The sequence below is a fragment of the Phenylobacterium sp. genome (assembly GCF_013822795.1).
GTDB lineage: Bacteria > Pseudomonadota > Alphaproteobacteria > Caulobacterales > Caulobacteraceae > Phenylobacterium.
The window spans coordinates 145764-159275 of the sequence record NZ_PNLB01000006.1 but is presented as its reverse complement, the minus strand read 5'-3'; the positions used below and the strand labels follow the sequence as shown (position 1 = coordinate 159275).

The following is a 13512-nucleotide window of genomic DNA, read 5'->3' as shown; positions in this document are numbered from 1 at the left end:
TTAGAGGGGCCGACATGGTTTGGACGAACAGCAAGGACAGCGCGCTGCGTGAACGGGCGCAGGCGGTCATCCCCAACGGCATGTATGGCCACCAGTCGGTCATGCTCCTTCCCGACGACTATCCGCAGTTCTTCGACCGCGCCCAGGGCGCCTACCTCTGGGACATGGACGGCAACCGCTACGTCGACTTCCTCTGCGGTTATGGCCCCAACCTGTTCGGCTACGCGCATACGGGCATCGACCAAGCCTACTTCGACCGCGCCAAGCTCGGCGACACCATGACCGGCCCGGGCGAGGCCATGGTCCTGCTGGCCGAGGCGATGACCGCCCAAGTCAGTCACGCAGACTGGGCCATGTTCTGCAAGAACGGCACCGACGCCACGACCATGGCGATGATGATCGCCCGCAACCACACCAAGAAGAACACCATCGTCCTGGCCAAGGGCGCCTATCACGGCGCCGCGCCGTGGTGCACGCCGGTCAAGAACGGCGTCGCCCCCGCCGACCGCGCCAACCAAGTGTTCTACGAATACAACGACGTCGAGAGCCTCGAGGCCGCCGTGAAGGCCGCCGGCTCCGACCTGGCGGCGATCTTCGCCTCGCCGATCAAGCACGACACCTTCATCGACCAGGAACTGCCCAATCCCGAGTACGCCCGCCGGGCCCGCGAGCTCTGCGACGAGCACGGCGCGCTGCTGATCGTCGACGACGTCCGCGCCGGCTTCCGGCTAGCCCGCGACTGCAGCTGGGCGCTGGTGGATGTGAAGCCCGACCTCTCGACCTGGGGCAAGGCGATCGCCAACGGCCACCCGATCTCCGCCCTGCTGGGTTCGGACGTCTGCCGCTTCGCCGCGGCGACCATCTACGCCACCGGGTCCTACTGGTTCTCGGCGGCGCCGATGGCCGCGGCCCTGGAAACCCTGAAGCTGATCGCCCAGACCGACTACCTGGAGCACACCATCGCGCTCGGCGAGCGCCTGCGCAGCGGCCTGGACGAAGCGGCCGGCCGCCACGGCTTCGCCCTGCGCCAGACCGGCCCGGCCCAGCTGCCGCTCATCATGTTCGACGACGACCCGACCTCGGCCAAGGGCTACCTCTGGAACAACGCCCTCCTGAAGCGCGGCGTCTACTTCCATCCCTGGCACAACATGTTCATCTGCGCGGCGATGACGACCGCCGACATCGACGCCACGCTGAACGCCGCCGACGACGCCTTCAAGGTGGTCAAGGAGGCTGGACCGCTGGAGCCGGTCGCCAAGCTGGCCTTCCTGCACCAGATGGTCGACGGCCACTAGACGCTGGTCAGTGCCCGCCTTCGACCCAGGGCACGCCCGCCGTCAGGAAGTCTTCCGCTAAAGCCGCCTCCAACTCCAGCGCCTCCCAACGGCGCATGGGGTTGAGGTGGGCCACCAGGTCCGGCAACAGCCTTACGCCGAAGCGCCGAGCCGGACCACTCGCCTTGTATCCGGACTTGTGCTGGTCGAAGCGCATGTCCGGGTCGCGCGATGTCTGACCGACGTAGAGGCCCCACGGGTCGGGCCGTCGGTCGTCATGCAGTAGGATCACATAGACCGACTGCTTGGCGCCGGACGCGCCCCGCGTCGTGGCGCGCAGGCTCAAGGCCGCGCGCCGCGCTTTTCCCAACCAGTCAGGCGCCCCCTGGATCATGGCCGCCAGCCTAGTGGCTCGCCCCGAATGGAGCGAGCCTGCGATGCGGTCTCTAGAAGCGGCCGGTCGCAACGATCACTGCCGCCCCGACCGCCACCACAATCCAGAACTGTATTGCGATTAATTCGCAGTCGCTGTAGGTCGCCCTGGTGACGTTTGTGCGATTAACTCGCAAGAGCGGCGTGACGACCGTCTCGCATGCGGACAGGAAGGACCAAGATGCTGAAGATCACGACCCTGGCGCTGAGCAGCGCCCTGATGCTGGCAGGCGCGGCCCAGGCCCATGAAGTCTGGGTGGAGCGCGACGGCGCCGGCCCCGCGCGCGTCTATCTGGGCGAACCCGCCGATCCGGTGCCCGCGAACGGCGATCCGGAGTTCCCGAACCTGAAGGCGCCCGTGGTCTTCACGACTGACCGTGGCGCACCGGCCGCCCTCACCCGCAAGGCCGACCACATCGAAGCCGCGGTGAAGACGCCGGGGGACGTCCGCGTCCAGGATGACAACGTCTTCGCTCCGTGGAAGGGCGACGGCGACAAGCTGGAGGGCGCCGCCTACTACGCCCGCGCAGGCCGCGCCGAGACCGCCACCAAACTAGACCTGGAGATCGCGCCGGTCACCGCCAATAGCGACACCTTCGTCGTGGTCTGGAAAGGCCAGCCGCTGGCCGATGCCTCGGTAAACATCGTCAATCCCGACCGTTGGCAGAAGTCGTTCAAGACCGACGCCGCCGGTAAGGTGGCTGTGCCGACAAGTCTGAAGGGCCGCTACCTGCTCGCGGTCAGCCATCCCGTCGACGGCGAGGCGACTATCGGCGGCAAGCCGGTCGCCAAGGTCTATCACACCTCGACCCTGACCTTCGTGAAGTAACCCTCCCGCCCCCGGCGTCCTTGCGGCCGCCGGGGGCGGACCGCAATGCCAGTAATGGAGTACCGAGTGCCTGGATTTCGGGGGCGTGGCCTTGTCATTGCGTCGGTGGCCGCGACGTGCGTCCTGGCCGGCGGCTATTTTGCCTGGAAGACCTTGAGCGCCCCGGCCGAGGCCGAATCCGGCCCCCAGCCCGTGCCGGTTCGCGTCGCCGACGCCGCCGTCCGCCCGCTGGCGATCCATGTGAAGGCGCTCGGCTCGGTCACGCCGCTCAACACCGTCAATGTTCGAAGCCAGGTCGCCGGCGAACTGACCCACGTCAACTTCGCCGAGGGCCAGATGGTCCAGCGGGGCCAGCTGCTCGCACGGATCGACCCGGGCCCTTTCGAGGCCCAGGTCGCCGAAGCCCACGGTCAGAGCCGCCAGAACGAGGCGCAACTCCGCTACGCCCAGCAGCAGCTGCAGATCTACCGCGGGCTCGCCGACAAGCAGATCGTCGCCCAGACCCGCCTCGATCAGCAGGCGGCCCTGGTGGAGCAGCATGGCGGCGCCGTCGCCGCCGACCGCGGTCGCCTGGCCAACGCCCGTATCCAGCTCGACCGGACGCGGATCGTCGCTCCGATTTCCGGTCGTATCGGCCTGCGCCGGGCTGACCCCGGCAATATCCTCTCGGGCGGGACCGGCGAGATAATCGCCGTCATCACCCAGACCCGCCCGATCTCGGTCCTGTTCTCCGCGCCGGAGGGCCGGCTGCCCGAGATCCGCGCGGCGCTGGCCCAAGGCGGCGGCCTGGAGGTCAGCCTGTGGGACCGGGCCGAGAAGTCCGAACTCGCCCGCGGCAAGCTCTCGAACCTCGACAACCAGATTGATCCGCAGACTGGCGCCGTGCGTCTGCGCGCCACCTTCGGCAATGAAGACGAGAGCCTGTTCCCAAACCAGTTCGTGAACGTCCGCCTGACGGTCGGTCGGCTCGACAGCGCCGTCACCGCCCCGGATGCGGCGATCCAGCAGGGATCGTCCGGCCCCTATGCCTGGGTGGTCGACAAGTCCGGCGCCGCTCGGCTGCGCAAGCTGACGACCGGGCCGTCCAGCGACGGCGTCACCGCCGTCCATTCGGGTCTAGCGGCGGGCGATCGCGTGGTCGTCGAAGGCCTCGACCGCCTCAGCGAAGGCCGCAAGGTCCAGATCATCGCCCAGCCGGACTCCCAGGCCGTCCCGGCCAAGTCATGAACCCCTCGCGGATCTTCATTCTGCGTCCGGTCGCCACCGGGTTGCTGATGGCTGCGCTGTTGCTGGCCGGCCTGATCGCCTATCGGCTGCTGCCGGTCGCCGCCCTGCCCCAGGCCGACTATCCGGTCATCCAGGTGTTCACCTTCCAGCCGGGCGCGAGCGCCAAGGTCACGGCCGACACCATCACCTCGCCGCTGGAACGGCGTCTGGGCCAGATCCCGGGGTTGGAACAGATCTCGTCGTCCAGCTCGGGCGGCGCCTCAATGATCACGCTGCAGTTCTCACTCGAACTGCCGATGAGCATCGCCGAGCAGGAGGTGCAGGCGGCGATCGCCTCGGCCTCGGGCTTGCTGCCCGACGGCCTGCCGACGCCGCCGATCTATCGCAAGGTCAATCCGGCCGACGCGCCGATCCTGACGCTCGCCGTGACCTCGCAGGCCACGCCGTTGCATCAGGTCCACGACATGGTGGACACGCGCATCGCCCAGAAGCTGTCGCAGGTCTCCGGCGTCGGCAACATCACCCTGGCTGGCGGCCAACGCCCGGCCGTGCGCATCCAGGCCAATCCCCGCGCGCTCGCCGCGCACGGCCTGACCTTCGACGACATCCGCACCGCGGTCGCCGCCGGCAGCGTCAACCAGCCCAAGGGCGGCTTCGACGGCCCGCAGCGGTCGGTGATGATGGACGCCAACGACCAGCTGCGCTCGATCGAGGACTACCGCGCCCTGATCCTGGCCTGGCGCGAAGGCGCGCCGATCCGTCTCGAGCAGGTTGCGGGGGTGGTGGACGGGGTCGAGGACCGCCGTCTGGCCGCCTGGTCCGGCCCCTCGCCCGCCGTGCTCGTCAACATTCAGCGCCAGCCTGGCGCTAACGTCATCGGCGTGATCGATCGCATCAACGACCTGTTGCCCGAGCTGACCGCCACCCTGCCCGCGGACGTCAAGGTCGAGGTGCTGAGCGACCGAACCCGCGCCATCCGCTCCTCGATCACTCACGTGCAGATCGAGCTGCTGTTCGCGGTCGGCCTCGTGGTCGCCGTGACCTTCCTGTTCCTGCGCAGCGCGCGGGCCACGATCATCCCGGCAGTCGTCGTGCCGCTGTCGCTGATCGGCACGTTCGGCGCGATGCACCTGCTCGGCTACAGCGTGAACAACCTGACCCTGATGGCCCTGACCATCGCCGCCGGCTTCGTGGTCGACGACGCCATCGTCATGCTCGAGAACATCGCCCGCTATCTGGAGAAGGGCGAGGCGCCGCTGGCCGCCGCGCTGAAGGGCGCCAAGGAGATCGGCTTCACCCTGGTCTCCCTGACCATCTCCCTGATCGCCGTCCTGATCCCGCTGCTGTGCATGGGCGAAGTGGTCGGCCGCCTGTTCCGTGAGTTCGCCGTCACCCTGGCGGTGGCGATCCTGATCTCGTTGGTGGTCTCCCTGACCCTGACCCCGGCCATGTGCGCGCGGATGCTGCGCCCGCACGGCGCCCCGGCCCCAGGCTTCCTCGACGGCGTGATCGCCGGTTACGGGCGGGCCCTCGAGTGGGTGCTCGAACGCCGGCCGCTGTTCCTCGGGGTGACCAGCGCCACCATCGCCCTGCCGGCCTTGCTCTATGCCGTCGCGCCGAAAGGCTTCTTCCCGGTTCAGGACGGCGGCGCGATCCAGGTGGTCACCCGCGCGGCGCCCGACGTCTCGTTCCGACGGATGGCGGCCCAGCAGCAGACGGCTGTTCAGGCGATCCTGGAAGACCCGGCGGTCGAGAGCGTCTCATCGTTCATCGGCGTCGACGGCCAGAACGCCACCCCCAACGCTGGCCGTATGCAGATCAACCTGCACCCGCACGGTGAGCGACCGCCGGTGGCCAAGGTCATCGCCGGGCTGGAGAAGCGCACCGCCGGCCTGCCCGGGCTGCAGCTCTACATGCAGCCGACGCAGGAGCTGAACGTCGACGATCAAGTCGCGCGCAGCCAGTACCGCTTCAGCCTCTCCAGTCCGGACGGCGAACGCCTCGTCGTCTGGACGGCCCGCTTGGTCGAGCGGCTGTCAACCGTACCGCAGTTGCGCAACGTTTCCAGCGACCTGGAGCCCGGCGGCCTCGGCGCGCGGATCGTCATCGACCGCCAGGCCGCCGCCCGCCTGGGCGTCACCGCCGCCGATGTCGACTCCGCGCTCTACAGCGCGTTCGGCCAACGCCAGATCGCCACCCTGTTCACCCAGGCCAACCAGTACCGCGTGGTGCTGGAGGTCGCGCCCGACCAACAGTTTGGCCCCGAAACGCTGGAGCACGTCCACCTGAAGGCGGCGGGTGGCGGCCTCGTGCCGCTGTCCAGCTTCGCCAGCGTCGAACTTGAACCCACGCCGCTGTCGCACGCTCGGCTTGGCCAGTTTCCGGCCACGACGATCGCCTTCGACCTGGCGCCGGGCGCGGCGCTCGGCAAGGCCACCGCCGCCATCCAGGACGCCGCCCGGGACATCGGCCTGCCGGCCTCGGTGGAGCTGAAGTTCCAAGGCGCGGCGCGGGCCTTCGACGCCTCGCTCTCAGGGACGCTGTGGCTGATCATCGCCGCGGTCGTGGTGATGTATATCGTGCTGGGCGTGCTCTACGAGAGCCTAATCCACCCGGTCACCATCCTCTCGACCCTGCCATCGGCCGCCATCGGCGCGCTGCTGGCCCTGCTGCTGGCTGGCCGGCCGCTCGACCTGATCGCGGTGATCGGGATCATCCTGCTGATCGGGCTGGTGAAGAAGAACGGCATCATGATGGTGGACTTCGCGCTCGCCGCAGAGCGTGAGGAAAGCCTCACCCCGCGCGAGGCGATCCACCGCGCCGCACTACAGCGGTTCCGGCCGATCCTGATGACCACGCTGGCCGCCCTTGTCGGGGCCCTGCCGCTGATGTTCGCGACCGGCCCTGGGGCCGAACTGCGCCAGCCCCTAGGTCTGGTGATGGTCGGCGGCCTGGCGGTCAGCCAGATCCTGACCCTGTTCACCACGCCGGTGATCTACCTGGCCTTCGACGCCTTGGTCCGCCGCCGCCGTCCCGCTCCAGCCCTCGCCGCCGAAGCGCCGTGAAGCGTCCGTTCAATCCCGTCGAGACGTTCCTGCGGCGGCCGGTGGCGGCGCTGCTGCTCGCCGTCGCCCTGGTGCTTGCCGGGGCCGGCGCCTACCAGATCCTCCCGACCGCGCCGCTGCCCGAGGTCGACGTGCCGGTCATCGTCGTCGAGGCCAGCCTGCCGGGCGCCAATCCGCGCACCATGGCCGCTGCGGTCGCCACCCCGATGGAGCGGGCCATGGGCTCGATCGCCGGGATCACCGCGCTCAACTCGACCAGCGGCCAGGGCTCGACCTCGATCGAGCTGACCTTCGAACTCGACCGCGACATCAACGATGCGGCCCGCGACGTCCAGGCCGCGATCAACGCCTCGCGCGCCATGCTGCCGGCGGGCATGCCGTCAGAGCCGACCTATCGCAAGGTGAACCCGTCCCAAGCGCCGATCATGGTCCTGGCGCTCGCCTCGCCCAACCTGCCGCCCGGCGAACTCTACGATGCGGCCGCCACTATCCTGGCCCAGAAGCTCTCCCAGGCGCCTGGCGTCGGCGAGGTCAGCATCGGCGGCGCCGCCCTGCCCGCCGTGCGCGTGCAGATGAACCCGCACGCTCTTAACGGCTATGGCCTGGCGCTTGACGACGTGCGCAAGGCCATCGACGCGGCCGACCCCTCCGGACCGGTCGGCCGGGTCGAGGGCGGCGACCGGTTCTGGACCATCGTCTCCAGCGGTCAGCTGCGCAGGCCCGCCGACTACGCCGGCCTGGTGGTGGCCTGGCGCAACGACGCGCCGATCCGCCTGGGCGACGTCGCCCAGATCGTCGACGCCACCGAGAACCGCTACAGCCTCGGCTTCCACAACGACAAGCCGGCGGTGCTGGTCACGATCCGCCGCCAGCCGGGCGCCAACATCCTGGCCACCACCCAGGCGATCCACGCCGCCCTGCCCGGCCTGCGTGAACTGATGCCGGCCGACTCCAGCCTGACCGTGGTGCTCGACCGCAGCCCCGGCGTCCGCGCGACCCTGGCCGAAGCGCAGAAGACGCTGCTGATCTCCATCGTCCTGGTCGTGGCGGTCACCGCGCTGTTCCTGGGCCGCCTGCGCGCGGCGCTGGTGCCCAGCCTGGCGGTGCCGGTCACGCTGATCGCCGCCTTCGCGGGCATGGCGCTGATGGGTTTTTCGCTGAACAACCTCTCGGTCACCGCCTTGATCATCGCCGCCGGCCTTGTGGTCGACGACGCCATCGTCGTGCTCGAGAACATCACCCGCCACATGGACCAGGGTCTCTCGCCGCTGCGCGCCGCCCGGCGAGGCGTGGCGGAGGTCGGCTTCACCCTGGTCGCCATGAACATCGCCCTGGTCGTGGTGTTCGTCGCCATCCTGTTCATGGGCGGCCTCGTCGAAAAGCTGTTCCGCGAGTTCTCGCTCACGCTCGCAGTGACGGTGATGCTGTCGTTGGTCGTGTCGCTGACCCTGACCCCGACGCTTTGCGCGCGCCTGGCGCCGAAGGCCAGGAGCGGCCCGCCCGCAGGTCCGCAACGCGCTCTCAAGAGCCTGCGCGAAGCCTATGGTCGCTCCCTTGAGCGCACCCTGCGCCATCCCCTGGCAGCGGTCGGCGTGCTCGCGCTGGCCACCGCCCTGACCGTCGGCCTCTACACCTGGATCCCCAAGGGCATGCTGCCCGAACAGGACACCGGCCAGGTCAGCGGCTTCGCCCGCGGCGACGACGGCATCTCGTTCGCGGTCATGCAGCCCAAGATCGAAGCCTATCGCCGCCTGCTGCTGGCCGAGCCGGCGGTGGCCGACGTCGTCGGCTCGGCCGGGGGCGACAACGGCATCAACAACTCCTCGCTGATGATCCGTCTGAAACCGGCCTCGGAGCGTAACGAGACCTCGCAGCAGGTCATCGACCGCCTGCGCGAGGCGACCCCGAAGATCCCCGGCGGGGCGCTTTGGCTCAATCTTGACCAGGACATCGAGCTGGAGGCCCCCAGCCAGACCGGCGAACTGGAAGTCGTTCTGCGGGCCGACGACCTGCACCTCCTGAACCAATGGGCCCCGAAGATCTCACGCGCCATGGCCGCCCTGCCGGAGCTGACCGATGTCGAGGAGATCAGCGAGACCGGCAATCTGCAGGTCAATCTGGACATCGACCGCGACGCCGCCGCGCGCCTGGGCGTCGATGTCGCGACCGTCACCTCGGTGCTCAACAACGCTTTCAGCCAGCGCCAGGTCGCCACGCTCTACGACGCCCTCAACCAGTACCGCGTCATCCTCGAGCTGGAACCCGACCAGACCCGCGGTCCCGAAGCGCTGGAAATGGTGCACGTGATCGCCGCCGACGGCCGCAAGATCCCGCTCTCGGCCTTCACGACCTGGAGCTACAGCGTCAACTCCGACTGGGTCTGGCGCGAGCAGCTGTTCGCGGCCCGCTCCCTCGGCTTTTCGCTAGCGCCGGACGTGACCGCGCAGCAAGCCGAGCGCGCCATCCGCCAGGCGATGGCCGCCGCCTTCGTGCCCAACGACATCCAGGTCCGTATTGGCGGTGGCATGGACCTCACCAACAAGACCCTGTCCAACCAACCGCTGCTGATCGGCGGGGTCATCGTCGCGGTCTACATCGTGCTCGGGGTGCTCTACGAAAGCCTGCGCCACCCGCTGACAATTCTCTCGACCCTGCCGCCGGCCGGGCTGGGCGCGCTGCTGGCCCTGACCGCGACCGGCAAGCCGCTGACCCTGCTCGCGCTGCTCGGCCTCTTCCTACTGGTCGGCATGGTGATGAAGAACGCCATCCTGATGGTCGACTTCGCGCTGCGCGAACAGAGGCGCGCGGGCGTCGATGCGGCCCAAGCGATCTCGGCGGCGGCACGCACCCGCCTGCGGCCGATCCTGATGACCAACTGCGCCGCGATTCTGGGCGCCCTGCCGCTGGCGTTAGGGACCGGCGAAGGCTCGGAGATGCGCACTCCGCTGGGGGTGACCATCATCGGCGGGCTGCTGATCAGCCAACTGCTGACCCTCTACATCGTGCCGGCGGTCTATGTGTGCCTCGACGGGCGAGCGCTGCGACGGTCGCCCCAAACTCAACCGCTTCCCGCTGCCTCTCACACGGCCTAGACAACGTTACCAACGAGTCGGGAGGGATATATGGCGGGCATTACGAGGCGTAGCGCCATAGCCGCGGCAGCCGCGGTCGCCGTATCGAGCGAGGCCTCGGCCGCAGGGACGACGGACCGCCCCAACATCCTGTGGCTGGTCAGCGAGGACAACAATCCGCTGATCGGGGCCTACGGAGACCCGCTGGCCCATACGCCGACCATCGACGCCCTGGCGGCCAAGGGCGTGCTCTATCGCAACGCCTATTCCAACGCTCCCGTCTGCGCGCCCTCACGGTTCGGGATTCTGACCGGGGCCTATCCGGAGTCCTGCGCTCCGGCCGAACACATGCGGGCCCGCGCGGCGCTTCCTGCGGAACTGAAGACCTATCCGGAACTGCTGCGCGCCGCCGGCTATCACTGCACCAACAACGCCAAGACCGACTACAATTCGGACGTCGATCCGGCCAAGATCTGGGACCAGTCCGGCGCTAAGGCCCACTGGCGCGGGCGCCCCGCTGGCAAGCCCTTCATGGCCGTCTTCAACTACGAGACCACCCATGAATCACGGCTGTTCCTGAATCCGTCGCCCGGCCGGGTGGCGCCCGACCAGGTTCGCGTTCCGGCCTATCTGCCCGACACACCCGGCGTGCGCGGTGACTTCGCCAACTACTACAATCTCATCGAGAAGATGGACGGCCAGCTCGCCGAGCGTCTGGCCGAACTGGAGGCCGACGGGCTCGCCGACGAAACCATCGTCTTCTACTACTCCGACAACGGCGGCTCGCTGCCGCGCACCAAGCGCTACTGCTATGACGGCGGTCTTCGCTGCGCGCTGGTGGTCTGCCTGCCCCCCAAATGGGCGCATCTCAGCCCCCACAAGCCAGGCGCGAAGGTTCAGGCCCCGGTCAGCTTCATCGACCTCGCCCCGACTCTGCTTTCCCTCGCGGGCCTCGCGCCCACGCCACAGATGCAGGGCGCGGCCTTCCTCGGATCGAAAGCCAAGCCGGCCAAGACCTACGCCTTCGGCATGCGCGGCCGGATGGACGAACGCTACGACTTCGTCCGCACGGTCACCGACGGCCACTGGCGCTACATCCGCAACTACATGCCCCATCGCCCCTGGGGCATGCACGGCGCCTTCGAGTGGCTGGCCAAGGGCTATCAGGATTGGGAGAGCGCCTGGCGCGCGGGGACGCTCGACGCCGACCAGCGCCGGTTCTTCGAGACCAAGCCCTACGAGGAACTCTACGACCTCTCCGCCGATCCCGACCAGATCCGCAACCTGGCGGCCGAACCTTCGGCGAAACGGACGCTGGCCAAGCTGAGCACGGCGCTCGACCGCCACATGCTATCGATCGTCGACAACGGCTTCATACCGGAAGGCTCGCCGCTCGAAGGCTATGACGCCAGCCGGACCGGCGCCTACGCCCTGCCCAAGATCATGGCGCTGGCTTCGGCAGCCGCGAAAGGCGATCCCGCGAACCTTCTCACGTTCCAGACGACCCTCGCGGGCGAAGATCCTGTCGCCCGCTACTGGGCGGCGACTGGGTTGCTGATCCTTGGGCCTCGCGCGGCGCCGGCGAAGGCGGTCCTGCGCAAGGCGATGGTCGACGACGTCTCGCCCCAGGTTCGCGTCGTGACGGCCGAGGCCGTCGCGGGACTGGGCGACCTCGACAGTGCGCTTGCCGCCCTTACCGCACTGGCCGATGGCGACCAGCCCTGGCAGGTGAAGCTCCAGGCGCTCAACGCCCTGACGGCGCTCGGCGAGGCGGCTCGGCCGGCGCTGCCGACCTTCGAGCGCGCCGCCGCCAGTCCGCAGGAGTATCTGCGCAACGCCGGCCGCTACATGAGCGCGGTGCTCAAGGGCAAGTACACCCCGGCATACCCAGTCTTTCCGATGCCTGGCCGCGCCTAGTTCGCGGCCATCCAGGTCACGCAGGCATCCAGGATTTCGGCCAACACCTCGGGGTCCTTGCGGCCGCTCTTGGCGGGAGCGTGGAACGAGTGGTCTGCGAACTCAGCGAGCATCAGGCTCGCCCGCGGTCGGAGGCTCGCGACAGTCTCGTTGAGCAGATCCAGCCGGGCGAACTCGTCGTTGGTCCCCTGCAGGAACAGCATCGGGACCTCGATCTCCGCCAGATGCGCGGCCCGCTCGACTCCGGGCTTGCCTGGCGGGTGCAGCGGAAAGGCGAAGAACACCAATCCTCGCACGCCCGCCAGCGCCTGCTCGGCCTGGGCCTGCGAGGTCATCCGCCCGCCGAACGATCGGCCGCCGGCGAACAGCGGCAGGTCCGGCGCCAGGTCGGCCGCCTTCGCGAGCGCCGCCCGCACGGCCTCATGCGCCAGCGCGGGGCTGTCCGGGCGTTTCGAGCCGCGCTCCATGTAGAGGAAGTTGTAGCGCAGGGTCGCGATCCCCCGCTCCGCCAGCCCCTCGGCGGTGGCGGCCATCGCCTTGTGGGCCATGCCGGCGCCGGCGCCGTGAGCCAGGACCAGCAACGCCGTGGCGCCGTCCGGCCGGGTCCAGAGCCCCGAGACGCTGCGCTCGGCGTCCAGCTGGATGGTCACCTCTTCCATGGCTACAACCATTTCGATCGCTTGAACCGGGCATAGAGCACCAGGCAGATCGCCACGATGGCGAGCACCACCATCAGATAGCCGTAGCGCCACTTCAGTTCCGGCATGACCTCGAAGTTCATGCCGTAGATGCCCGCGATCGCGGTCGGCACGGCGAGGATCGCCGCCCAGGCCGCCAGCCGCCGGGTGATGGCGCCCTGGCGTTGCTGCTCCATCAGGCTGCTGGCTTCGAACACCGACGACAGCACTTCGCGCAGAGCCTCGACCAGCGAGGCCACCCGCCGGACGTGGTCGTAGACGTCGCGGAAGTAGGGCCGGACATCGAGGTCGATGCACGGCATCTCATGGTGTTCGAGGCGACTGGCCACCTCCTCCATCGGCCCGAGCACCCGCTTGAAACGCATCAGTTCACGGCGAAGGGCGAAGATGCGCAGCACTTCGGCCCGGCTTAGGAAGGCGTCGAGGGCGTAGCGCTCCATCTCCAACACCTTCTCCTCGATCGCATCGACGATCGGGAAGTAGCCGTCGACGATGAAGTCGAGCACGGCGTGCAGGATGTAGTCGGCGCCGTGCCTGAGCTGGGCCGGTGCGGCCTCAAGATGCTCGCGCAGCTCGATATGCGCCCGCGCCGAACCGTGGCGGACAGTGATGATGTGGCTAGGGCCGACAAAGATGTCGGTCTCGCCATAGCCGATCGTCTCGCCTTCCAGGTGGGCTGTGCGGGCGACCACGAACAGCTGGTCGCCATAGACGTCGACCTTCGGCAACTGGTCGGACTTCAGGGCGTCCTCGACCGCCAGCGGGTGCAGGTTGAAGCGCTGTTTCAGGACGTCGAGTTCGCTTTCGGTCGGCTCGAACAGGCCGATCCAGGCGAACTGTCCTGGTTCCATGTGCAGGCTGTCGGGGTCCTGCAGGTCGATGCCTCGCACCCGCCGGCCCTCGCCGTAGACATAGGCGGCTATGACGCTCATCGGGCTCACCACGAACAACGGGAATCGGCGGCAGTGTGCGCCTCCCCCGCGGCCCGGGCCAAGCCAG

At 68.7% G+C, this 13512-nt stretch carries 9 protein-coding genes; 6 read left to right on the top strand and 3 right to left on the bottom strand.

All coding sequences use genetic code 11. From position 1 onward, the window contains the following. The first annotated feature begins 14 nt into the window (after window positions 1-14). Window positions 15-1295 carry an aminotransferase class III-fold pyridoxal phosphate-dependent enzyme gene (locus C0481_RS07450; RefSeq protein WP_293402214.1) on the top strand — a complete coding sequence of 427 codons (1281 nt, stop codon included), beginning with the start codon at window positions 15-17 and terminating at the stop codon, window positions 1293-1295. 7 nt (window positions 1296-1302) lie between these two features. Here C0481_RS07450 and C0481_RS07445 read toward each other — a convergent pair whose 3' ends face one another. Further along, complete coding sequence (locus C0481_RS07445; RefSeq protein ID WP_293402212.1) at window positions 1303-1668, bottom strand: hypothetical protein; 366 nt, start codon at window positions 1666-1668, stop codon at window positions 1303-1305. 219 nt (window positions 1669-1887) lie between these two features. Here C0481_RS07445 and C0481_RS07440 point away from each other — a divergent pair, with 219 nt between their 5' ends. The 5 genes from C0481_RS07440 (at window position 1888) to C0481_RS07420 (ending at window position 11815) form a co-directional block, all read left to right on the top strand. Then, the gene (locus tag C0481_RS07440) at window positions 1888-2535 is read left to right on the top strand and encodes a DUF4198 domain-containing protein (protein WP_293402210.1); all 648 of its coding nucleotides are present in this window, start codon (window positions 1888-1890) and stop codon (window positions 2533-2535) included. A gap of 66 nt (window positions 2536-2601) precedes the next feature. After that, window positions 2602-3762: an efflux RND transporter periplasmic adaptor subunit gene (locus tag C0481_RS07435; RefSeq protein WP_293402208.1), complete on the top strand. Its 1161-nt coding sequence runs from the start codon at window positions 2602-2604 to the stop codon at window positions 3760-3762. Then, on the top strand, window positions 3759-6827 hold the full coding sequence (locus tag C0481_RS07430) for an efflux RND transporter permease subunit (RefSeq protein WP_293402205.1): 3069 nt from the start codon (window positions 3759-3761) through the stop codon (window positions 6825-6827). Before C0481_RS07435 ends, C0481_RS07430 begins: the two co-directional genes overlap by 4 nt. Continuing rightward, window positions 6824-9919, top strand: coding sequence for an efflux RND transporter permease subunit (locus C0481_RS07425; protein WP_293402203.1), 3096 nt, complete (start codon window positions 6824-6826; stop codon window positions 9917-9919). The genes C0481_RS07430 and C0481_RS07425 overlap by 4 nt, the downstream gene beginning before the upstream one ends. A 30-nt stretch (window positions 9920-9949) precedes the next feature. Beyond that, the gene (locus tag C0481_RS07420) at window positions 9950-11815 is read left to right on the top strand and encodes a sulfatase-like hydrolase/transferase (RefSeq protein ID WP_293402201.1); all 1866 of its coding nucleotides are present in this window, start codon (window positions 9950-9952) and stop codon (window positions 11813-11815) included. On the opposite strand, the gene C0481_RS07415 is transcribed toward C0481_RS07420, so the two are convergent. Both C0481_RS07415 and corA read right to left on the bottom strand, forming a co-directional pair. Beyond that, a complete protein-coding gene (locus tag C0481_RS07415) occupies window positions 11812-12486 on the bottom strand; it encodes an alpha/beta family hydrolase (protein WP_293402199.1) in 675 nt (224 codons plus the stop codon). The two genes, C0481_RS07420 and C0481_RS07415, sit on opposite strands and share 4 nt — an antisense overlap. Further along, entirely contained in the window at window positions 12477-13445 is a 969-nt protein-coding gene (corA, locus tag C0481_RS07410) for a magnesium/cobalt transporter CorA (RefSeq protein WP_293402197.1), read from the bottom strand. The genes C0481_RS07415 and corA overlap by 10 nt, the downstream gene beginning before the upstream one ends. Window positions 13446-13512 lie beyond the last annotated feature (67 nt).

What these genes read in the sequence shown, in the direction of transcription:
- C0481_RS07440 (WP_293402210.1), top strand. Translation starts at nt 1,888, where the DNA reads ATGCTGAAGATCACGACCCTGGCGCTGAGCAGCGCCCTGATGCTGGCA.
- C0481_RS07415 (WP_293402199.1), bottom strand. Translation starts at nt 12,486, where the DNA reads ATGGTTGTAGCCATGGAAGAGGTGACCATCCAGCTGGACGCCGAGCGC.
- C0481_RS07450 (WP_293402214.1), top strand. Translation starts at nt 15, where the DNA reads ATGGTTTGGACGAACAGCAAGGACAGCGCGCTGCGTGAACGGGCGCAG.
- C0481_RS07445 (WP_293402212.1), bottom strand. Translation starts at nt 1,668, where the DNA reads ATGATCCAGGGGGCGCCTGACTGGTTGGGAAAAGCGCGGCGCGCGGCC.
- C0481_RS07430 (WP_293402205.1), top strand. Translation starts at nt 3,759, where the DNA reads ATGAACCCCTCGCGGATCTTCATTCTGCGTCCGGTCGCCACCGGGTTG.
- C0481_RS07420 (WP_293402201.1), top strand. Translation starts at nt 9,950, where the DNA reads ATGGCGGGCATTACGAGGCGTAGCGCCATAGCCGCGGCAGCCGCGGTC.
- corA (WP_293402197.1), bottom strand. Translation starts at nt 13,445, where the DNA reads ATGAGCGTCATAGCCGCCTATGTCTACGGCGAGGGCCGGCGGGTGCGA.